22 protein-coding genes are annotated in these 20,892 nt (G+C 40.1%); 21 read left to right on the forward strand and 1 reads right to left on the reverse strand.

The window, feature by feature from the left end:
* The first annotated feature begins 95 nt into the window (after positions 1–95).
* The 21 genes from mobC to IMZ16_RS09795 all read left to right on the forward strand — a co-directional run bounded on the left by mobC (position 96) and on the right by IMZ16_RS09795 (position 20,465).
* Positions 96–452: a plasmid mobilization relaxosome protein MobC gene (gene mobC, locus IMZ16_RS09695; RefSeq protein ID WP_193439868.1), complete on the forward strand. Its 357-nt coding sequence runs from the start codon at positions 96–98 to the stop codon at positions 450–452.
* Positions 442–1,908 (forward strand): relaxase/mobilization nuclease domain-containing protein, encoded by a 1,467-nt coding sequence (locus tag IMZ16_RS09700; protein WP_193439869.1) that lies wholly within the window; start codon positions 442–444, stop codon positions 1,906–1,908. Before mobC ends, IMZ16_RS09700 begins: the two co-directional genes overlap by 11 nt.
* 127 nt (positions 1,909–2,035) lie before the next feature.
* Complete coding sequence (locus IMZ16_RS09705; RefSeq protein ID WP_193439870.1) at positions 2,036–2,716, forward strand: ParA family protein; 681 nt, start codon at positions 2,036–2,038, stop codon at positions 2,714–2,716.
* Complete coding sequence (locus tag IMZ16_RS09710; protein WP_193439871.1) at positions 2,710–3,351, forward strand: hypothetical protein; 642 nt, start codon at positions 2,710–2,712, stop codon at positions 3,349–3,351. Before IMZ16_RS09705 ends, IMZ16_RS09710 begins: the two co-directional genes overlap by 7 nt.
* 119 nt (positions 3,352–3,470) lie before the next feature.
* A complete protein-coding gene (locus IMZ16_RS09715) occupies positions 3,471–3,791 on the forward strand; it encodes a DUF4134 domain-containing protein (protein WP_193440845.1) in 321 nt (106 codons plus the stop codon).
* Complete coding sequence (locus tag IMZ16_RS09720; RefSeq protein ID WP_193439872.1) at positions 3,791–4,078, forward strand: DUF4133 domain-containing protein; 288 nt, start codon at positions 3,791–3,793, stop codon at positions 4,076–4,078. Before IMZ16_RS09715 ends, IMZ16_RS09720 begins: the two co-directional genes overlap by 1 nt.
* Positions 4,079–4,158: 80 nt before the next feature.
* On the forward strand, positions 4,159–7,227 hold the full coding sequence (locus IMZ16_RS09725) for a TraG family conjugative transposon ATPase (protein ID WP_193439873.1): 3,069 nt from the start codon (positions 4,159–4,161) through the stop codon (positions 7,225–7,227).
* Positions 7,214–7,882, forward strand: a complete 669-nt coding sequence (locus IMZ16_RS09730; protein WP_193439874.1) for a hypothetical protein — start codon at positions 7,214–7,216, stop codon at positions 7,880–7,882. Before IMZ16_RS09725 ends, IMZ16_RS09730 begins: the two co-directional genes overlap by 14 nt.
* 11 nt (positions 7,883–7,893) lie before the next feature.
* Positions 7,894–8,616, forward strand: a complete 723-nt coding sequence (locus IMZ16_RS09735) for a hypothetical protein (protein WP_227411518.1) — start codon at positions 7,894–7,896, stop codon at positions 8,614–8,616.
* Between the two features lie 2 nt (positions 8,617–8,618).
* Positions 8,619–9,293 (forward strand): hypothetical protein, encoded by a 675-nt coding sequence (locus tag IMZ16_RS09740; RefSeq protein ID WP_193439875.1) that lies wholly within the window; start codon positions 8,619–8,621, stop codon positions 9,291–9,293.
* A 3-nt stretch (positions 9,294–9,296) separates the two neighbouring features.
* Entirely contained in the window at positions 9,297–10,127 is an 831-nt protein-coding gene (locus IMZ16_RS09745) for a hypothetical protein (RefSeq protein ID WP_193439876.1), read from the forward strand.
* A gap of 1 nt (position 10,128) precedes the next feature.
* Positions 10,129–11,382, forward strand: coding sequence for a hypothetical protein (locus tag IMZ16_RS09750; RefSeq protein WP_193439877.1), 1,254 nt, complete (start codon positions 10,129–10,131; stop codon positions 11,380–11,382).
* Between the two features lie 118 nt (positions 11,383–11,500).
* Positions 11,501–12,115: a conjugative transposon protein TraK gene (gene traK, locus IMZ16_RS09755; protein ID WP_193439878.1), complete on the forward strand. Its 615-nt coding sequence runs from the start codon at positions 11,501–11,503 to the stop codon at positions 12,113–12,115.
* Positions 12,116–12,117: 2 nt separating this feature from the next.
* Entirely contained in the window at positions 12,118–12,456 is a 339-nt protein-coding gene (locus tag IMZ16_RS09760) for a hypothetical protein (RefSeq protein WP_193439879.1), read from the forward strand.
* Positions 12,452–13,645 (forward strand): conjugative transposon protein TraM, encoded by a 1,194-nt coding sequence (gene traM, locus IMZ16_RS09765; RefSeq protein WP_193440847.1) that lies wholly within the window; start codon positions 12,452–12,454, stop codon positions 13,643–13,645. Before IMZ16_RS09760 ends, traM begins: the two co-directional genes overlap by 5 nt.
* 16 nt (positions 13,646–13,661) lie before the next feature.
* Complete coding sequence (locus tag IMZ16_RS09770; protein WP_193439880.1) at positions 13,662–14,531, forward strand: DUF4138 domain-containing protein; 870 nt, start codon at positions 13,662–13,664, stop codon at positions 14,529–14,531.
* A 2-nt stretch (positions 14,532–14,533) separates the two neighbouring features.
* The gene (locus IMZ16_RS09775) at positions 14,534–14,782 is read left to right on the forward strand and encodes a hypothetical protein (protein ID WP_193439881.1); all 249 of its coding nucleotides are present in this window, start codon (positions 14,534–14,536) and stop codon (positions 14,780–14,782) included.
* Positions 14,783–14,788: 6 nt separating this feature from the next.
* Complete coding sequence (locus IMZ16_RS09780) at positions 14,789–16,783, forward strand: type IV secretory system conjugative DNA transfer family protein (protein WP_193439882.1); 1,995 nt, start codon at positions 14,789–14,791, stop codon at positions 16,781–16,783.
* Between the two features lie 97 nt (positions 16,784–16,880).
* Positions 16,881–17,624 (forward strand): M23 family metallopeptidase, encoded by a 744-nt coding sequence (locus IMZ16_RS10490; protein ID WP_317173216.1) that lies wholly within the window; start codon positions 16,881–16,883, stop codon positions 17,622–17,624.
* Positions 17,621–18,337, forward strand: coding sequence for a hypothetical protein (locus IMZ16_RS09790; RefSeq protein WP_193439884.1), 717 nt, complete (start codon positions 17,621–17,623; stop codon positions 18,335–18,337). Before IMZ16_RS10490 ends, IMZ16_RS09790 begins: the two co-directional genes overlap by 4 nt.
* Positions 18,338–18,521: 184 nt before the next feature.
* Positions 18,522–20,465 carry a JAB domain-containing protein gene (locus IMZ16_RS09795; protein ID WP_193439885.1) on the forward strand — a complete coding sequence of 648 codons (1,944 nt, stop codon included), beginning with the start codon at positions 18,522–18,524 and terminating at the stop codon, positions 20,463–20,465.
* Positions 20,466–20,535: 70 nt separating this feature from the next.
* Here the strand turns inward: IMZ16_RS09795 and IMZ16_RS09800 are convergent, their stop codons facing one another.
* Positions 20,536–20,892 (reverse strand): helix-turn-helix domain-containing protein, encoded by a 357-nt coding sequence (locus IMZ16_RS09800; protein WP_073180981.1) that lies wholly within the window; start codon positions 20,890–20,892, stop codon positions 20,536–20,538.

Genomic DNA, 20,892 nt, shown 5'->3' on the forward strand with positions numbered 1-20,892 from the left:
GAAAAACCAAGTAGAGAAGTTTGAGGGTAATATCAGCGGCATGATGACATTTCCTATCAATTATCTCAACGTGCAGTAAACATACAAAAGAAAAAGTGGAAAAGGAAGACTATCTGAAAATCCGAATTTCCAAATCCCAAAAATCCCGATGGAAAACGATCTGTAAAAAGAGGAACATCTCATTGACGAGTTTAATCATCCACTCGGTAGAAGGCAGGATACAGGATGATGAAAGAAGAAAAGTATTAGCGTTCATTGAAAGCCAGGATAACATTTTTAAAAAAATAGAAACCAACATCAACCAAGTGGCAAAGATGGTCAATGGGCAAAGGTATATCTCTGAAATCCAACTTAAAGACTTTGCCGGCCAACTTCAGAGTATAGTAAAACTTAAAGAAAAGCAAAATCAAATCTTTATAAAGATTTACGCCTTACTCTCGGATGATTGTTAAGATTTTAGGTTCCGCAGGAAGCAACTTTAACGGCATCCGTTACAATGAAAAAAAAGTAGAAACCGGCAAAGGCGAGCTGATGCTGATGAAAAACTTTCCGTCCTTCATTAACGAAGACAGCAAACCGGAGGAAGTGAGAAACTATCTGAAAGCCATATCAAAGAACGATAAAATTAAAAAGCCACAGTTTCACGCCGTTATTTCCACAAAATTCAGAGAACACAGCAAAGAAGAACTGGCGAGAGTAGCAGAAGAATTTATGAACGAGATGGGCTATGGACAGCAACCCTATATTGCGGTCTTCCATAACGATACGGAGAACAACCACATCCATCTGGTATCCACGAGGGTGGACAAGCAAACCGGAAAGAAGATTAAGGACAATTTTGAAAAATTAAAGGCACAACAAGCCCTAAGCAAAACATTAGAAGAAATATATGGAATAAGCCAAGATGAAGAACTCAACCGACTGCTGGACTATAAAACAGGTTCCCTGCACCAGTTGGAAACCCTGCTCCAAAGAAGCGGCTACAGACTAGTACAAAACACAAATGATGAAAAAGAATACCAGGTGCTTAGGAATGGCGTGTTTCAGCGGAGTATAACAGGAAGGCAGTTGGTTTTTCATAACACAAAAGATGATAAGCGAGCCCAACAGATTAAAGCCATTTTACACAAATATAAAGGCTTAGCGAGCAATAAAGTATTTAGAGTAGAAGACAGGAGAGAGCAGCAGTCAAAACTGCCGGAGGATAAGCATCAAGATTTTTGGAAGCCCAAAATAGAATATGAAAGCGAACTTCAAAGGAAATTAAGGGACATCTTCGGAATAGACATCGTATTCCATTTTAAAGACGATAAAATGCCCTTCGGCTATACGCTGATTGACCATAAGACAGGAAGGGTGTATAAAGGCAGTGATCTGATTAAGATGAACGAACTTTTTGAATTGACTACCGACAGCATAGACAAGAAGTGGTTTGAAAGTCTGAAGGATTACAATATTGCAGATGAAGACTCTAAAAAGGTTTTGATGGCAATGCTGAAAAGGCAAAACCCGGAGCATCCAATTAGAGAATTTATGCTTTTTAAGACCAATAAATGGAAAAACAAAGAACTATTAAACACGATAAGAAATGATGTTAAAGAATACCTCAAAACCCAAAGCCAAAAGGACATCGGCATCATCAAGTCCGAAGAAGGCATTTATTACGCCGTTCATTTCCGGCAGCATTATATCGGCAGGCTGGAAACCCTGATAGGCGAAAAAGAATATCAAATCTTTTTAAATCAGTATCCGGTTCAGCAAATTAAGGAAGAGCAGAAAGTAGAAGCTATTTCAAAAGAATTCAATCAAAGTATTAATGAATTAATGTTCGAGTGGAGTAAAAACACGGGTGGTGCCAAAGACCCTTCGGAAGACGATTGGAAAAAACGAAAAAGGAGGCGGAGATAAGGGGTTAGATTCGAGACACAAGACACAAGACAAAAGACGCAAGATTCAAGACGCCAGACAAAAAACAAAAAAACAAAAAACCATCAACCATCAACCATCAACTGGTAACCCATAACCACTAACCAAAATGATCATCACATTCGGAACCCAGAAAGGCGGTGCAGGCAAGACCACCTTAGCGATAGCCTTTGCCAATTATATTGCTTGCCGAACCGAAAATACCGTTCGTGGCTACGACTATGACTTCCAAAAATCATTTTACGGCAAATGGTTAGAGGACGAACAGGTGGGGAAGCTACACAAACTGTATGATGTTGAAATTTTTGATGAAGAAAAAAACCAACTCTTTAAAGATTGGGACAAGATACTGGAAATGAAAGAAAGCAACGAGGTTTACCTGTTTGATATGGCGGGAACGCTGGACAGGAAATACAGCGATTTGCTGATTTACAGCGACTATATCATCATTCCTTTCGAGTATTCCGATGTATCGGTAAAATCCACGCTGGTATTCCGAAATTTTCTGGGGCTCATAGAGAGCGAATCCGAGCGCATCTTCATCCGTTCCAGATATGACAAAAGCTATTTCTACCGGAATCAGGAAGAGATGGATATAGAACTTTCCAAATACGGAATCCTGCTCAAGCACCCGGTATACAAGAGGAATATTCTGCAAAAACTCAATACGCGGGAATTAAACCAGCAGCAGAAAGATGCCGTAAGAAGACCGTTCGACGAACTACTTGAAATCATAGGAAAACAATATAGCATAGAATATAAACCACAAAAAAAATCTGAAAAATGTTAAAATACACCTTACTCCTGCTGATGCTCTATGTTCTGTATTATCTCGGAATGATCCTTTACGACCTGTTTCTTAAAAAAGAAAAGACAAAAGCAGAAGACCTCCCTGAAAAATACGCACTAAGTGGGCTAGTGATAAGCCCGGTTGAGAATATAAAATCCGTAGAGATTGAAGATGTAGAAAATTTAAAGACGCCGGAATCTTATCAGAAGGATATTTTCAGGAGTACCGATCAGGAATCGAATGAGGAAGAGCCCTTGGACTTAGAGGAGATCAGGAAGCGATTTGAAGCAGAACAGGATATTGACGGCTATGAATCAGGAGTACAAAAGAATCTTCCTTCAGAATTACAAGGACCATCTTCCCAAGATGAAGGCGATGAAAATGCTTTTCAGGATGAATCCAATGGACCTATTGTGAAGGATGAATACTCAAAATCGGAACATGAGGATGTTCAAGTAGAAGAAACATCCCAAGAGCCGGAGTCGGAGGAACATCCCAATCCAATGGAAGAAATCCTCCGCAAAGAAGTAGCGGAAAAAGAACGCCAATGGCAGGAATACAGATATCTGTCAGAATCTTCCATTGAGATGGTAGCTAATTATGACGGACACAAAGTATATCACTCATTAATGTAAAACCTTAAAAACAACAGTAAGATGGAAGAAACAATTTAGAAAACGGCGAAAGAACAAAAAAACAAAAAAACAAAAACACAATTAGCACAAGTTTAAAAACAGTTTAAAAACCACAAATGATGAAAAAAAATTTCAAAAAGCACTTTCAGATAAGGAAAGTGATGGCGGCAGGTTTATTACTGCTGGCGGTAAGTCCGGCCTTTGCACAGGGAGGTGCAACGGCAATCACCAATGCCGCGGGTGATATAAAAGAATATTGGGATCCCATAAAACTTATCCTGAAAGCCGTTGGAGGTTTGGTAGGCTTTATTGGAGGTCTCAGGGTGTATAACAAGTGGACGAATGGCGATCAGGATGTCAACAAAGAAATCCTCGGCTATGGAGGTGCGATGGTATTTCTGATAGTCGTTCCGGAATTTGTAACCGCATTCTTTAACTAATGGGGTTCTACCTATACAAGGGGCTTAAAAAACCCCTTGTGTTTTTCGGATTAAAGGGAAAGTACATCTTTTACGCCGTTGGAGTTATCGGTGTCGGCGTAGTAACATCACTCGCCTTATCCAAAATAGGGCTTATAGGATCCCTATTAGGACTGGGCATTACCGCAGGAGGCGTCTATCTCATCTTTAAAAGACAGGATAAGCTCGGGCTGTACGATAAAACCAGGAATGAAAACCAGATTTACATATTCCCTAAAAAAATAAGCCAAAGAAAAACCATCAGGTAAACGCATCAACACCTCAATCCTTAACCATCATACCGACCGACAACCAAGAACCAACAACCGACAACCAAAAACACATCCAAATGAAGACCAAAAAACAAAGCTTTGACTTAGCCTATATCGGCTATGATTATGCCAAAGACCACGGGTGGGACTTTGATGTTCTCTTTGGGCAGTACGGCAATCCCATTATAGGCATTAAAATTAAAAACCCGGTTGAGCAGTACTCCGCAGATCCGGACAATTATCTGAACTTCCATAGCATTCTTAACCAAGTTGTTTCCATTATTGGAGAAGGAAGGATGATTCAAAAATTAGATATTTTTTCTAAGAAGAAATATGTAGCAGAGCCATCTTCTCAGTTTTTACAGCAGAAATACTCCGAGCATTTTGACGGCAGGATGTTTAAAACCATCGACACGCTACTTCTCTTTACAGACATTATCGACGACAAGCTAAAAAAGAAGCCCAAGCAGTATGATTTTTCAGAAAAACGCTATAAAGAGCTCCGTGACAAGTGCCAGAAAGTATGGATGCTGTTACAGCAAAGCGGATGCGAGCCCCAATTTTTATTTGAGAAAGACTTTGAATCTTACTTGTCGGTAGTCCTAACCATGCGTAAATCGGAAATTCCAGTTTACGATAATATCAAGAGTGGCAATGAATATCTGCAGATGGGAAATCGCTATGTGAAAAATATATCTTTTGTCGATGTAGAAAATATAGACCTACCCTCGGAAATAGAGCCCTATTCTCAGTTGGGAGGCGGAGGAGCCGCCTCAGAAACCGCTGTTGATAACTTTACTTTTATTAATGAACTTGAAGATTATGAAACCATCATCTACAATCAGGTCATCAGCATACCATTACAGGCGGCCCAGCAACGGGAACTCGACAAGAAAAAGAAAAAGCACGAAGGCGCAGCCGCTAACTCACCATCCAATGCCATTATAGCAGAAGAAATCCAGACCCTGCTCCACAACATCGCCATAGACGGTCAGCTGGTAGTGAATGCCCATTTTTCTCTGTTGTTTTCCGCAAACAATTTAGAAAAAATGGAAAGTCTCCAGTCGGCAATAGAGAATAAACTCTTTACAAAAGGAATTATCGTGTCTAAAAATGCTTACAACCAGTTGGAACTCTTCCGTTCGGCATTGCCCGGCAATGCGACAGAACTGAGAGAATACGATTTATTTATGACCACGAGTGAAGCTGCACTTTGTTTTTTTTTTAAAGAAAGCTACCCCGTGAATGAGGAATCCAACTTTTACCTGCGGTTTACCGACCGGCAGGGCGTACCGCTCAAGGTAGATCCGTCGGACTTACCGATGAAGATAGGAAGAATCAATAACAGGAACAAATTTGTGCTGGGGCCTTCTGGTTCGGGAAAATCCTTCCTGATGAACAATATTGTGGAACAGTATCTCACCTACAATTACGATGTCGTGATTGTGGATACGGGAGATTCGTATTCCGGAACCTGCCAATACAAAGGCGGGCGATATATCCAGTACACCGAAGAGAAACCCATTACGATGAATCCCTTTTTAATGGACAAAAAAGAGTTCAATATTGAAAAAATAGAATTTTTAACCAATCTGATATTCCTGATCTGGCAGGGGCCGGATGCTGTGATGACGGCGGCACAAAAATCTATTTTGGACAATGCGCTGATGTCGTATTACCACGGCTATTTCAATAAGGGGACTTCCTGGTATGAAAATAAAAGCACGGACGAACTCATCCTATATCTAAGAAAATACAATATTTATGAAGAAGACCTGTATGCCGAATACGAAAATGACAATAAAGAGCAATCTTATTATGAACTGCTCGGAATAGAATTCAATGCAGGATCGGAAGAAATTCGGGATGCTTTCAGGAGATTGGCGATAGAATACCACCCGGATAAAAACATCAATAATCCCAACTACGACGGCGAGAAATTTTTCAAAATATATGAAGCCTATGAAACGCTGAGCGACGAACATAAACGGAAAATCTATGATGAAAGCCATATGCTTCTCATCAGGTCTGCCGATTTAATGAAGCATCCGGAAACAGCGGAGCAATGGGGCGCATCATTTAGAAAAGCCATCATAAAAAAAATCAAAACGATAGAAGAAAGCTTGAAAGTAGAAGAACTGTCTTTTAACGGATTTTACGATTTCTGTGACCAGTTTCTGCCGATGTATCTCAACAATAAGAAGCATGCCATTACGGAAAAAGAATTTAACCTAAGAACTTTCCTGTTTGTGTTAAGAGATTTTTACAAAGGCGGAAGATATGGCACCACGCTAAACGAATCTGCTGATAACACGCTGTTTGAAGAACCATTTATCGTGTTTGAGATTGACAATGTAAAAGACAATCCCAAACTCTTTCCCATTGTTACGCTCATTATTATGGACACCTTCATCCAAAAAATGCGACTGAGGAAAGACCGCAGGAAAGCCCTGATCATCGAGGAGGCCTGGAAAGCCATTGCGAGTAAACTGATGGGTGGCTACATTCTGTATCTGTACAAAACCGTGAGGAAATTTTGGGGCGAGGCAGTGGTAGTAACGCAGGAGTTGGATGATATTATCGGGAATGCCGTTGTGAAAGACTCCATTATCAACAACTCTGATACATTCGTTTTGCTGGATCAGACCAAGTTTAAAGACAATTTCGACCGCATTGCGGCATTGCTGTCATTAAACAAAGTGGAGCAGAATAAGATTTTCACCATCAACAATCTTAATAACAAAGCAGGAAGAAGCCGCTTTAAGGAATTTTATCTCAAGCGTGGTTCCAAAGGCGAAGTCTATGGTAACGAGGTATCCTTGGAGCAATACCTGACCTACACTACGGAAAAACCCGAAAAATCTGCCGTGGAATATTATGTCTGGGAATACGGCGATTATGACAAAGCGCTTCAGCGGATTGTTGCAGATTTAAAAAACTTTGGTGACAGCCTTGAAAATTTGGTTTTACTCGTCAATTTATACCAAAAGCCATTAGATAAAAAACTTGCAGCATACTATCATCAATTAAAGAAAAATAATCCCGGCAAAAATGTTTTCAAAATTATTTCGCAGGAACTGGAAGAAAGGAATATCAGTTTTTCAGACTTACTCAAGCATAAAGAATTTGAATATGAAAAAGTTTAATCTAAAATTAGCCTTGCTCATTTTTCTCCTTTGGGAGATAGGGGGCTTTGCACAAAACACCTACATCGATCCGACGGTAACTGCGGCAATGATCTTATATTCCGAGAACCTCAAAGCCAAGCAAAACGAAGTCATAGAGGAGACCTCCAAGTTAAAACAGGCCCAGACCTGGGTAGGAACACAGATGGTAGCCGCCAATGAAATTCAGAATAAGATACTTAAGGGACTTAGTGAAGTATCGGGCACTTTGCAGAATGGCATCCAGGTTAAGGAGATTTATAACGAGCTCAACAAATGCTATAAATACTCCTCAGATGTAGTTGAGCTGGCCTCGAAGCATCCACAGTACGCTATTTTCGGTATAAAAGCTTCACAGAAAACTTATGAACAGGGGATTAAGATCGTTACCGATGTATCAGATATACTTTCTTCAGGAGAGCTCAATTTGGCAACTGCTGGCGACCGCTATAAACTTTTGCACAATATCTCCGAGAATGTAAAAAATCTAAAGCTTTGGCTGCTGGCCATTAAACTAAGGCTGGAAAAAGCCAACCGCCTGGGATTTTGGAACTCCATTAATCCGTTTGCAGGCTACATCAATACCGATAAAGCCATTGTGGAGAATATTATGAACCGCTATAAACGTAACTTTTAAAACTTTATCTGATGACTCCTGAAATTAATCTTCAACTCCTGCAAACTTCGAGGAAAAGGTTTTTGAAAATCTTCATTTTTCCTTTGGTGTGGTTGATTCTGACTTCCTCCGGAGGTGGATCTACACCTTCCTGGCAAAAAGAGGAAGTTTCATTTCCAATGATGGATATCGAGATTAATGCTACGATGAAGGAGAACGAACGGCAGAAAGAAATGCGCAAAAACCAAACCGCCAACGCTGCGGTAGAAGCATTGAATAAAAAGCAGTGGACAAAATTTGAAGAAAAAGTCACCAAGATACAGGACAGGCTTCGAATCGTTTCATTGGCGATACAGGCAGTGCCTACAGGAATTGCAATGAGCAGGGAGGTGAAAAAAATCAAACAAAACCAATCCGCCATTATTGAAGAAATCAAAACTGCTCCTTATTCTATTGTCGCCGTTTTGCCCTCGCAGGTGCAGTTTGTTGATGACCTACAGATGGTTACCCGGCTCATCACTGGAATTATTGTTTCCTACGGAGCCATCAACCAGATGGAGAAGTCAGAGAGAAAGATACTCTTGGATTATGCCCTGGGCGAAGTCAAGACACTTAGCAGGAATTCCACCTATATGCTTGTAAAAATAAGGGATATCAAAGCCAAGGTATTGAGAAATAAGAGAGCATTCCAATACTATGTAAACAGAGATAGGCAGGTAGTAGAAAAGATTATGAAACAAATCAAAACCTATTAGAGATGAAGAAAATTTTATTCGGATTTATCATGGCATTTTCGGTAGTAGCCGTCAAAAGCCAACAGGTGGTTCAGCTTGTCATCAATGATAAACTACTGTCACAAATTTCAGTAAACCACGGCGTAAGGATGGCGAGTGAGGAAACTTTTTTAAACTCCTACGAAAAGCAGAAAGCCTGGTATGAGGATGTGAAGAAGAAAACAGCACAGGTAGTTGCCATTCAGGAATACATTTACCAGCAACTCAAGAATGTCAATTCCGCTATTTCCCAGAGTAAGAAGCTGGTTTATCTCTATGAATATCTGGAGAAAATCGCAAAAAACTCTGAACGGATGCTGGAACTTTCGGCAAAGCATCCCGAGTATGCGGCACTGGTCTCCCGATACTATATTGAGATTGGGAAGCAGTCCCTAAAACTTAAGCAGGAAGTAGTGCAGGATATTTTAAATGAAGACAAAGATTACCTGATGGATTCCAAAGACCGTGAGATGCTGATTGACAAGGTCTATACAAGAGTAAGAAATATCAACGGGAATATATTGTATATCATATTAAGGCTGGAGAACGCTAAAAACATTCCTTACCTCTATCAGGTTCCCGTACTCCGGAACTATGTCAATATCGACAAAGCCATTGTAGGAGACATTATTCAAAAATATAAATACTTAACACACTAAACGATGAAAAAACTATTAAAAACACGATGCATAATGCCTTTACTGCTATTGAGTACAAGCATTTTCGGACAGATTTCCGTCAAGCGGCTCAATGACCCATCCATTGTTGCCCAGCATAAAAGAATGGTCTTTCAAAGCTGGGGAGACTGGCGGCCTTATCCCAAATACTTTTTGGGCATTCAGACCAACTTTGCCTATGCCACGGTATGGGGAATGTGGGCGCCAAAAATCAACAGGGATTATAAAAACGGTCCGGATATTCGTCCATTAAAACCTACAGGAGAGCAAAATAAGCGACTGGCGCAATTAAAACTACAGGAGCAAGAAGCCAAAAGAATAAAAGCAGCTTCCGATACACTTTATAAGCGGAGCGTTCAGGATTTTGCCCATTGGACATCCACAACGGTAGATGCCGACCCCTTATGGCTTCTGTATTATAAAAGGATGCTGAAACCCGTTACGCAGTTTCCCGACCGGCCCCAAAATTTTATAGAGTGGCGGTTGAAAGACCAAAAGACTTATGAGACACTTTCCAGCACAGGAGCCTTAAAACGGTTGCAGGAAGAACTCGATTTGATTAAGGAAAAGTATGCTATGTCCCGAAGCATGGATATGCCCAGAGGAAAACGCTTTTTGATGTACCATGAAACACTCATTGGCTGGCGGAAGTTTGTTCAGGAACTCAAAAAGTATAACGATAAAACCACCTTGCTTCTGGATTTTAAAAACATTATGAAAAACCATTCGCAATCTGCGCTTCCCTCTGTCCATGAGCCGGCATCTGATAAGAAGATTATGCAGAAAACGATGGAGAAATATAAAAACCGATATTAAGATGAATAAGAATACAGTCTTACTATTATCTTGCCTCATCGCCCTGTGTTTGCCGATTATGGGCTTTGCCCAGACGGATGCCGATTACAGCAACCTCCTACAGTTCCTCAAGGGAGACGGAGCCTTTGAAAAATGGTTTATGGAGGTTTTTACCAAGTTGGATACGAGGGTTCAGGATAGTGCCTCCGGCTCAGCATTAGTAGGAAGAGCTATTGGCGGTTTGGGAGCATTAATGTATCTGGGCTATATGGGTTGGCAGATGGCGGCCGGCGACCGAGAATGGGAAATCACGCCGATGCTCAAACCCGTGCTCATTGGCTTTACACTGGTCTATTGGTCGGGCTTTGTCAATTTAATACAGGCGCCCTTTGAAGCCATTGCAGAACCCGGCATCTCCATATTCAGCGATATAGAATCCGAAGTCAATGATTTAAGGATACAGAGATTCAAGAAACAGCAACAGCTATTGGATGCTGTTATTAAGCTTAAAGCCGATGAAGACGCTAAACAGGAAGTTATCAATAATACCGGTAAAGATGCCGACGATTCCTGGTTTGATGTGAGTGAGGGGATTGACAAACTCTTACAGCCCATTAAGGAATGGTCAATCCGTATGGAGTTCCAGCTACAGAAACTCGTTGCTGAAATCATAGAATTTATCTGTCTTTCCATATTGAGAATCTGTGTCTATCTGATATTCTTCATCCAGAAGATTTGGGCTTACATTCTTATCATACTCGGCCCGATCGCCGTGGGTATGGCATTGATACCAGGCTTTGAAAACTCCTTATACGGCTGGGTGTCCAAATTTATCAATATCAACCTTTACACATTTGTAGCCTATACTATTATCAATATCGGCCAACAGCTCATCGCTTCAGGATATGAAATGGAAATTGAACGATACGACACCTTACTTACCAATGGTACAATTACCAATCTGGATGCTTTAATGGTTTATGTAACCAATTCCGGGATGATTTACAACCAGCTTTTCACGTGTGTGGCCTACATCGTTACGGGCATTGGGGTATTAATGACGCCGACTATTGCCGACACCATCGTCACGGCAGGAGGAGCTACAGCGATGACGAAGATGAAAACCGCAGCAGGAAGGCTGGCCGGTTCAGCAAAAACAGCTGTATTGGCTGCAAAAACCGGAGGCGCATCCGTAGCAGGTGCAGCTACAAAATCAGCAACCCAAGGCTCTGCATCTGGAATGGCTCAAAGTGCGATGAATTCTAAGAAAAAGTAGATAAGATGTGAGATGTGAGATTCGAGATTAAAGAGAAAAGACAAAAGACGAAAAACCAAAAACCAAAAACTAAAAACAATCAACGATTAACGAACAACCAAAAACCAAAAACAGAAAAATGCTAATAAAAAATATAGAACAAAGGATAAAAATCAACAAAATCGTATCGCTGGGTGCGATGGGTTTTGCAGTTATCATTGTCATAGCGGGATTTTTCTTCGCTTACAGAATGATTCAGGACTCCCGAAAATCCATATACATCTTGGATAATGGTGTTCCCGTCCTTGCCAAGCAGACCGATGTGCTGTTGAACCGCCCCGTAGAGTATAAAGCACAAATCGAATTGTTCCACCGTCTGTTTTTTACACTGGCACCCGATGATGCCTATATCAAGGAGAATATTCAAAAATCCCTTTACCTCATTGACGATAGTGGTAAAAAGGAATATACCAACCTCAAAGAGAAAGGCTTTTATAACCAGGTCATAGCTTCCAGTGCAATGGTGAGTATCCACGCTGATTCCATCCAGCTCAATATGGAACAGAAGAAATTTGCATTTTACGGGAGGCAAACGATTACCAGGAAATCATCCGTCATTACAAGGAAGATAGATACCGAAGGCTATTTTGAGGACATCATCCGGAGCCCCAACAATCCCCACGGCGTGTTGCTCAAAAACTGGAGAATTCTGAACAATGACGAGATTTCCAACCAATCTAAAAACTCTTATTAATCATGAAAAGTACAATAAATAGATGGACGCTGTATTGGGTAAACCACCCCAAAAAATTCTTTGTCTATTCTATGGTTTTTTTAAGCCTGTCCTTTATTGGTTCGCTAATTCAGGGAATATTTTACCCTTCAGAATCGGTTTTCAAAATCAAGGTTCCGCAGCTTTATACCAAAAAACTACCCGAAACCACCAGCTATAATCACGAAAAAGAAATGCAGAACATCGTGGAGGAGCTTAAAATGCTTAAGGAAAAAAGAGACAGGCACGAACTGCAGAGGGCAGACAGCCTCCGCATCGAATATTTGTATCACCAATACCAAAAACTAAAAAATGGACATTAAAAAAATTAATTTCAAAGATAAAAAATATATTCTGCCTCTTTTGGCATTGCCATTCCTGCTGTTTTTTATTTATGTAGGCACACAGCTGGCGGAAAAGAAGCAGCCCAAAGACCAACCCAAGGAACTCTCATTATCATTAGGAGACACCAAAGATTCCATCCTTACCAAAAACGATGCTTATGATGAATTTTTCAGAAAAGATGATAACAGGACAATGCTTGGCGGTTTGGATAAAGAGCAGGACAGCCTGATGTCTTACGAAGACCGGTTAACATTGGAACAGAAGAGGAAAATTGATTCTTTGAGAGCAGAATCCGGGAAGCACCGTAACGCTACAAAAGCAGTGGCCTCATCCTATTATAATCCAAAATCAAATAGTGATGATAAGGACTACCAAAGATCTGCGGACATTATTAAGATGCTCAATGACAAATCTTATGGAAAAGAGAATGGAGCTGATGTGCTGACATCTAAAAATAACACAATACAGGAGCAACCAGACCCTGTAAAATACCTGAAGCAACAAATGCTGGTGATGGATTCCTTGGAAAAAGCCAAAGACCCCGAATACCAAAGCAGGCTGGCGGCAGAAGAAAAGCTCAAAGCCAATAAGGAGAAGCTGCAAGCATTCCTCAACTCTACCTTTAATGTAAGCAAATCAGGGATTAACAACAGTTTCAATGCTATTTATAAAGAAGCAGAAAACAGTTTTATAAAGGCAGTAATAGATGAAAACAACAAAGGCTTTTTAGGAAGCAGAATCCGCTTTCGCTTGTTGGAGGATATTTTCGTGGGACAGCGAAAAATCAGCAAAGGCTCCATTCTTTACGGTCAGATTTCAGGATTTTCGATGCAAAGGGTAGAGCTGAATATTATCTCAGTTTTTTCAAAGGGCGAAATATTGCCTGTCAATTTATCCATCTATGATTTGGACGGTATGAAAGGGCTTTATGTACCACAAAGCATATTTCGGGATATGGTGCGTGAAATGGGCAGTAACTCCGTTCAGGGCACACAGATGGATATGGGCGGCTCTGGCTTTTTCACCAGCTTAGGCACCCGATTATTCACATCCACTTCTAAATCCATCGCCAATCTCATCAAGGCTAACAAAGCAAAGCTCAAATATAACTCCTATGTTTTGCTCATAGACGAAAAAGAACTTAAAAAATCAAAAAACACAAATTAATTTAAACATTCAATTGATGAAAAATTTAATCTATGCCGTGTTGCTGTTCGCAACGCAGCTGCTATCTGCACAAACGACAATGAAAGAGCAATTCCTTTCCGAACTGCCTGAACTTGAAATTACCGACGGAGTTAATTTACACATCGTATCTCCGGAGCCTATCCAGTATGTAGATTTATCCACCACCCAACTAACGGGCGATTTACCTTCTGCCAATATCGGAAGAATAAAGCTAACAGATGATACTAAAGATACGGTTAAGGAAAGATTAAAGGCAAATTCACATTTCTCCAATGGTGAAAATATCGGGATTATCACCGTGGTCGGACAGTCTTTTATGGCGCAGTATAAAGCCGTTTACAGAAATCCGGATAATCCGAATATTGTGAGCAATATCCAGATACAGCCCGAAGATATGCAGCCGATCGAACTGAATAAAACCCGTTTTTCCAATTTAGAACTCTCGAAGTTGTCAATGGACATCATCCGGAAGCAAAGCGATGAGAAGCCCATCAGAAAAGAAAATAATTTAAAGCTGAAAATGCAGCTCAACAATGTGTTCGTATTAAGCGACTATATTTTTCTGGATATGACTTTTATAAATACGACGCATCTGAGTTATGATATTGAGGACTTGAAATTCACGATAGAGGATAAATCCATTCATAAAACAACCAATAATCAAAGCATCGAATTAACGCCAGTTTTCCAGCTGCATCCTCAGAAATCTTTCAGAAAAAACTTTAGGAACATCTATGTTTTTAAAAAGTTCACCTTTCCCAACAGCAAGGTTATGAAGATCAGGCTTATTGAAGAGCAACTTTCGGGGAGAACCATTGAGATGAAAGTGAATTATTCGGACATCCTTAAAGCAGATACTTTTTAATTATGATAGGAAATTTCATTACAGAACACTGCTACCTATTTTTAGTGGTTGCTATGGCTCTGATATTAAGCATTATAGTATGGATGTTAAACACATATGAACAGTGCTCATCAGATATAATAGATATGAGAAAAATGTTTAAAAAACAAGTCTATTTAAATGAATGGTACAGGAAAATTTTGATTGAAATCTACGATCAGGATTATATAGAAAAAGCAGAACAGGAATTTATTGAGAAACATCAATTATAAATCAATATGCAAGAACAGCAACATCAAATTAAACTCTACGGTTTTCTGCAAAAGGCGGTCTATGCGGTGGTAGCACTGGATTGTTCAGCATTGTTTTACCTCAATGCCGACATCCCCGTAGTCTCCAATTTGCTGAAAAACTTTACCAAGATGAGTTTTTTCTATCCACCGTTGAATGCCAAACTTTCAACATTGATTTTAATAGGACTGGTAGCCGTTGGTACAAGGGCTAAGAAAAAGAAAGACCTGAATATTGGAACGGAAATCATCCTGCCAATGCTCATTGGTTTGGTGATGATGTTTTCCGCTTTGGTTTGGCAACAGCAGGCAGGAAATCCTAAACTCCCGAAAATACTACCCGGTTTCAGCCTCTATCAGGTGCTGTATGCCTTACTTTCCTTTTTAGGAGCCGTTATCCTGCAAATGGGAGCCGATTCTATTTCCAAACTCATCCAACAAAAAATGGGAAAAGACCGATGGAATGTAGAGGAAGAAAGCTTTGCCCAAAATCAGGAACTTGTAGATAACGAGACCTCCGTTAACATTCCTTATCTGTTTCGGTATCAGAAAAAGACCAACAAAGGCTGGGTCAATCTTAATCCATTTCGGGGCACGATGGTCATCGGTACGCCGGGAAGCGGTAAATCTTTTGGTATTATCAATCCGGCTATTCGGCAAATGATTGCTAAAGGATTTTGCCTGTGTATTTACGATTTTAAATTTCCGGACTTGGCGCAGATAGCCTACTACCATTACCTTTTGAAGAAAGCCAAAGATTCGGCTTACGATTATGAATTCCATGTCATCAATCTCAACGAAGTAGAAAAATCCAAAAGAGTCAATCCCTTTAGAAAGGAATATATCCGCACATTGGCAGAGGCGCAGGAAATGGCAGAATCAATGGTGTCTTCACTTCAAAAAGGAGGCTCTGGTTCGGGAGGTGGCTCAGATGCCTTCTTTACCCAGTCTGCCATCAACTTTCTGTCATCGAGCATCTACTTTTTTGCTACTTATAATCACGGGAAATATTCAGATTTACCCCACATCCTTGCCTTCATGAACAGGAGTTATCAGGAGATTTTTGAAACACTTTTCAGCAACGAAGAAATCGTTTCTTTACTTTCACCTTTTAAAACGGCGTATGACAACAAGGCTTTTGACCAGTTGGAAGGCCAGGTGGGCACATTGAAAATCTTTCTTTCACGATTAGCCACCAAGGAAAGTTTCTGGGTATTTTCGGGTGATGAAGTCGAATTGAAAATTACCGACCGAAAGAATCCATCCATTCTCATCCTTGCCTCAGACCCGGGGACGCAGGATATTAACTCTGCTTTGTATTCTTCGGTGCTGAACAGGACATTAAGATTAATCAACTCCAAATACAACCTGCCGGGAGGCATTATTGCCGATGAGTTTCCGACCATTTACATCCATAAAATTGATAATGTGGTGGCAACAGCGAGAAGCAACAAAGTGGCGGTACTTTTAGGATTACAGGAAATCCCCCAGTTGCGGCAGTTTTACAAAAAGGAAGTGGCAGATACCATTTCTGCTATTGTAGGAAACATCCTCTCGGGATCAGCAAGGGATAAAAATACTTTAGAGTGGCTGGAAAAACTATTTGGGAAAATCAAGCAGAAATCTTATTCGCAATCCATCTCGCAGCAGGGTACGACCACGAGCATCAATGAGAAAATGGACTTTATGATACCTGCCGGAAAAATTGCCACGCTGAAAACAGGAGAGATGGTAGGAATGATCGCCCAGGGAGAAGAAAACGATACACTGGAGTATAAAACATCCGCCATGCACGGAAAAATCAATCTGGATATAAAGGCTATCAAAAAGGAAGAGCAAGGCTATGTGCCGATGCCGGTCTATTATTCTTTCGTGGATAAAACTGGAAAAAACCGCAAGGAAGAAGTCCTGATGACCAATTTCAGAAAAATCAATAAAGAAGTAGAACTCATCGTAAAAGAATTTTCAAAAAATGAAACCTAAAGCCCCAAAAATAATCTGTCTGTTTTTTCTTTTTGGAAGCCTTTTTCTAAAAGCGCAGTTCAATACGCTGTTGCCGGTTGCACCAAAAAAAAGCGAGATGAAGCACAATTCAGAATATCATCAGGCAGAAATGAATAGAGAAGAAAAAGGACTGAGCAATCCAACATTGAAAAAAATATGGAAAAATCTTTTTGTTTCTGATAACAACGAAAAATTGAAAAGTGAAATAGACTCTCTTAAAAATAAGATGACGGAATTTGAAAAGAGCAGCAGGAGGAAAGAGAATTATCAAAAAATAAAAGACTCCATATGGCTTCAGATGCAGCTTCAGTGGAGACAAAACACTGCCGGGCCTCCAATACCTACGGAGACTACGGCATCGGCAAAAGAGATGCGAGCACTATCGGAGAGAATTTCCCTACCGCTTAAAAACAGTATGTCGATCAGTTCGCCGTTTGGATTTCGACTCCATCCAATTTTCGGCATTCGTAAAATGCACAACGGCATGGACATCAAAGCCAATTATGAAAAAGTTTACTCGGTATTGGACGGCGTAGTCAGTGCCGCGGGCTGGGATCCCAAAGGTGGTGGAAATTATATCAAAATCAACCACTTCAACCGCTTTGAAACTGCCTACCTGCACCTTTCCGAGATGTATTACAAAGTTGGAGAGCGTGTAAGGGCTGGATTTATTATTGGGAGGAGCGGCAATAGCGGCAACTCTACCGGTCCGCATCTTCACTTTGCAGTAAAAGAGTACGGAAGGTTAATCAACCCTGACCATTTTTTGAAAGAACTTATGAATATCAAACACTTAAACATCAATAAAAACACATTATGAAAAACAACGCATTACCCATCACCGACCTTAAAAAGTACGGCATTATCAATGAAGACCTTTCTTTCTCCAGAATATTGAGAGAGGAAGATATTAAAAAATTTCTTCAGGGTTACACTATGGTGGCCGACAACGGCAAGAACAGAGCCACTTTCCAACTCACAGAGGATAATACGCGCCTCAAGGTTATCTTTTTGGAGAGAGACCGAAAACTTTCTGAAATTTTAGAAAGTAGTAAAGAGAAAATCCAGTTTTCCGATATGGCAGACCTGTCATCTTACGATCTTAAGATGCTTTCTGTGGAGAAAAAAGCCTTTATCTACGATAAGGAAAAAAACATCGTCAGAGAATATGATTTTGTGAAAAATGCCATAGAGCTTACACAAGTTCTCGCAAAAAAGGATGATCCAAAACTGATGAGCATTTATAAAAATGAACTTGAAAAACTCAAAGCCTACCTTCAGGATAAATTAGAGATGTACCCGGAGTTTTCAAAAGAAATTGCACGGGATATCAACATCGTTTCTAATGAAATCAATACCGTCAACAGTATTTCACCCGATGAGAAGCAAGTATCGAAAGATCCCCGGTCCAATGTGGTTTTGAATGTGAACGAAAGAGACCTTTATGAAGATGCCCAATCAGAAAGGGAAAACCAAAGAGAACTTCCTGAAGAGACTGAGGAAAGGCAGAGGCCAAGAGGAATGAGAAGGTGAATATAAGATTTTAAGATACGAGATACAAGACTCAAGAAACGAAAAACAAAAAACAAGAAAAGACACAAGATGAAAAAGCAGTTTTTAAAATTTTCGCAGGTTCACGAAAAACCTAACAAACGCTATCGTCCGACAGATGTAAAGAATATGAGACGGCAGTTTTACTTCAAAAAACTGAAAGACTATGGAAAAATTAAATCTCTTTAATTATCAGTCGTACCATGGGCAGAACAGCAATTATCAGTTTGAAGAAAACGAGAAGACGCAATATCTTAAAACATCGGAAGGGAAAAGATTACCGTATCAATTGTTTTCAGGGGCAAATCGTACTGATCGACAGGCCAGCTTATTACGGGAAGACGATTCAAAAGGCTACAGCAGTGATTTTGCATTAATAGAAAGACAATTTTCTGAAAACAAATCACTATCCTTTACTGCCGGAACAAAAGTTAGAAATGCAGCGGATGTTGCCTGGCTGTTTAGGGCTTTAGAAGATGAAGCCGTAGAACACACTTTTGCTTTATACCGCTTTAAAGACGACAGTTATCTCGTACAACATTTATCATCGGGAGGCATCACATCTGCGGTAGTTGATTTTAGGCTATTGGCAGGAAATGCATTTAGACTGAAGCCTGAAAGCATCACCTTAGTCCACAACCATCCCAGTGGTCATTTGGTATCAAGTCGCCAGGATCGGATGATGCTGGAAAAACTCAATAAAATATTTGAAAATACGGGCATCAAGGTGGAAGATGGCATCATCCTTAACCTGAGGTCGGGGAAATACCTAAGCTTTTCTTATGAAGATCATATGGACACTATACAAAATCATAAGGAACAGGCACAAGACCAAAAACCTGTAAATGTTTACAGTTTCAACAAGCAGGTATTTGTTTCCAACTATCAGCCTTATCAGATTAAAGGACCGGAAGATATTGCAGCCTATTTATCTGCCCAAAAATTTGGATTATCTGATAAAACGGAAGCTCTGATTTTAAACAATGCCAATGAGATTGTAGGAAAATTTGTATTGCCCCAGCATAAGCAACTGGAAAAACTCACGGAACTCCTTAGCATCTATGCAGGAACATCCGTAGTGCTGTTCGGCAATAATGTTAATGAGGAAATGTACAATAATTATAAAAAGCAGTTGGAGTATTCGGGATTTACCGCTTTGGATGCCATAAGGATGAAGAGCGGTAATTACTATTCCATCTCTCAGGATGTAAGTATAATTCCTACCGAAAGCAATATCAAACGCTTTAGCCCAAAAGAGCAAAGTTCTTCGCAGATGGTCAGTGAGCACAACAAAAAATATCAAACCAATTTAGACACACAGAAAGAAATTAATATTAACAACAAAAACACAAAACAGATGAGTACAGAAAAAACATTCAACCAGGAAGAGTATTTAAAAAATCAACTAAAATATTTAGGATTTGGAGAAGGAGAGAAACTCCACAAGGATTTGGAGAAAGGCATCAAATCCAAAGAGCAGCAATTTGAAATTAAGACCAGTTCGGACAAAGCCCTAACTGGCAACAAAGCCGATTTTACTTTAAAATTTGGTAAAACCGAAAGCGGCGGTGTTTTCCTGAATTCCTATCAGGCGAAACTTACCAATGCCAAAGGAGAGGAGTTGAGCCATAACTTTCCGGTCAACAGGGAAAATACTTTCACGGCAAAAGAAGCCATCAATTTGTTGGAAGGTCGCAGCGTAAAAATCGAGTTCCATAACCCGAAAAGCGACCAAAAAGAAACTGCATTTGTAAAACTCAATTTTGAGGAGCCTAAAACCGAAAACGACAATTACAGATTTCAGAACTTTTATCAAAATTATGGTGTAGATACCCAGAAAATCGTTGAAAAATCCAATCTGATTTTCGGTAAGCCTGAATACAAGGACAACACCATCAAATCTTTGGAAAAAGGCAATGTGGTAAAGGTAAAATTTGAAATGAATGACAAGGTGGTGGAAGGCAAAGCCGTCCTCAATCCCCAATACAAGAATTTAAACCTGTATGACAGCGATATGAACCGTATCAACACCAATAAGGCTTTGGAAGGGATGGAACAGGAGCAGAAAAATGAAAAAGCAAATGCCCGGGAGCAAAGCATTAAAAGATAGCTTGTTGCAGTAGAGATGACAGAGGGCTGCTTGGTGTGTGGCAGCCTTTGTTGTCTTCTATTGTATGGTTTTATTGCAAGATGATATTTGCACTGATGTTCAGTTTTTTGTGGATGTTTTTAGCCACTTGTAAAGTCGGTTCGCTTTTCCCGGAAAGATATTCGCTAATACGTGGAGCAGACACGCCCAAAAGCTCAGCTAATTTAGCCTGTGTAAGGTTCATTTCATGCATCTTGAATTTAATCGTATCCACCAAAGAAGGTGTAGCAATAGGATAATGGATATTCTCATAAACTTCTACAGCATCAGACAAAAGCATTAATTCAATCATATTTTTATCTGTTGCAGGAGTTTGGTCGTCCACTATTTTAAGAAGTTCATCAATACGGGCCATAATTGCTTCATATTGGGTTTCATTTTTTATCAT

Origin of the sequence: Cruoricaptor ignavus, from assembly GCF_014961145.1 — a bacterium.
GTDB classification, from domain to species: Bacteria; Bacteroidota; Bacteroidia; order Flavobacteriales; family Weeksellaceae; genus Cruoricaptor; species Cruoricaptor ignavus.

Coding starts and splice junctions, on each gene's coding strand:
- IMZ16_RS09700 (WP_193439869.1), top strand. CDS start 442: ATGATTGTTAAGATTTTAGGTTCCGCAGGAAGCAACTTTAACGGCATC.
- IMZ16_RS09705 (WP_193439870.1), top strand. CDS start 2,036: ATGATCATCACATTCGGAACCCAGAAAGGCGGTGCAGGCAAGACCACC.
- IMZ16_RS09710 (WP_193439871.1), top strand. CDS start 2,710: ATGTTAAAATACACCTTACTCCTGCTGATGCTCTATGTTCTGTATTAT.
- IMZ16_RS09715 (WP_193440845.1), top strand. CDS start 3,471: ATGAAAAAAAATTTCAAAAAGCACTTTCAGATAAGGAAAGTGATGGCG.
- IMZ16_RS09720 (WP_193439872.1), top strand. CDS start 3,791: ATGGGGTTCTACCTATACAAGGGGCTTAAAAAACCCCTTGTGTTTTTC.
- IMZ16_RS09725 (WP_193439873.1), top strand. CDS start 4,159: ATGAAGACCAAAAAACAAAGCTTTGACTTAGCCTATATCGGCTATGAT.
- IMZ16_RS09730 (WP_193439874.1), top strand. CDS start 7,214: ATGAAAAAGTTTAATCTAAAATTAGCCTTGCTCATTTTTCTCCTTTGG.
- IMZ16_RS09735 (WP_227411518.1), top strand. CDS start 7,894: ATGACTCCTGAAATTAATCTTCAACTCCTGCAAACTTCGAGGAAAAGG.
- IMZ16_RS09740 (WP_193439875.1), top strand. CDS start 8,619: ATGAAGAAAATTTTATTCGGATTTATCATGGCATTTTCGGTAGTAGCC.
- IMZ16_RS09745 (WP_193439876.1), top strand. CDS start 9,297: ATGAAAAAACTATTAAAAACACGATGCATAATGCCTTTACTGCTATTG.
- IMZ16_RS09750 (WP_193439877.1), top strand. CDS start 10,129: ATGAATAAGAATACAGTCTTACTATTATCTTGCCTCATCGCCCTGTGT.
- traK (WP_193439878.1), top strand. CDS start 11,501: ATGCTAATAAAAAATATAGAACAAAGGATAAAAATCAACAAAATCGTA.
- IMZ16_RS09760 (WP_193439879.1), top strand. CDS start 12,118: ATGAAAAGTACAATAAATAGATGGACGCTGTATTGGGTAAACCACCCC.
- IMZ16_RS09770 (WP_193439880.1), top strand. CDS start 13,662: ATGAAAAATTTAATCTATGCCGTGTTGCTGTTCGCAACGCAGCTGCTA.
- IMZ16_RS09775 (WP_193439881.1), top strand. CDS start 14,534: ATGATAGGAAATTTCATTACAGAACACTGCTACCTATTTTTAGTGGTT.
- IMZ16_RS09780 (WP_193439882.1), top strand. CDS start 14,789: ATGCAAGAACAGCAACATCAAATTAAACTCTACGGTTTTCTGCAAAAG.
- IMZ16_RS10490 (WP_317173216.1), top strand. CDS start 16,881: ATGAAGCACAATTCAGAATATCATCAGGCAGAAATGAATAGAGAAGAA.
- IMZ16_RS09790 (WP_193439884.1), top strand. CDS start 17,621: ATGAAAAACAACGCATTACCCATCACCGACCTTAAAAAGTACGGCATT.
- IMZ16_RS09795 (WP_193439885.1), top strand. CDS start 18,522: ATGGAAAAATTAAATCTCTTTAATTATCAGTCGTACCATGGGCAGAAC.
- IMZ16_RS09800 (WP_073180981.1), bottom strand. CDS start 20,892: ATGATAAAAAATGAAACCCAATATGAAGCAATTATGGCCCGTATTGAT.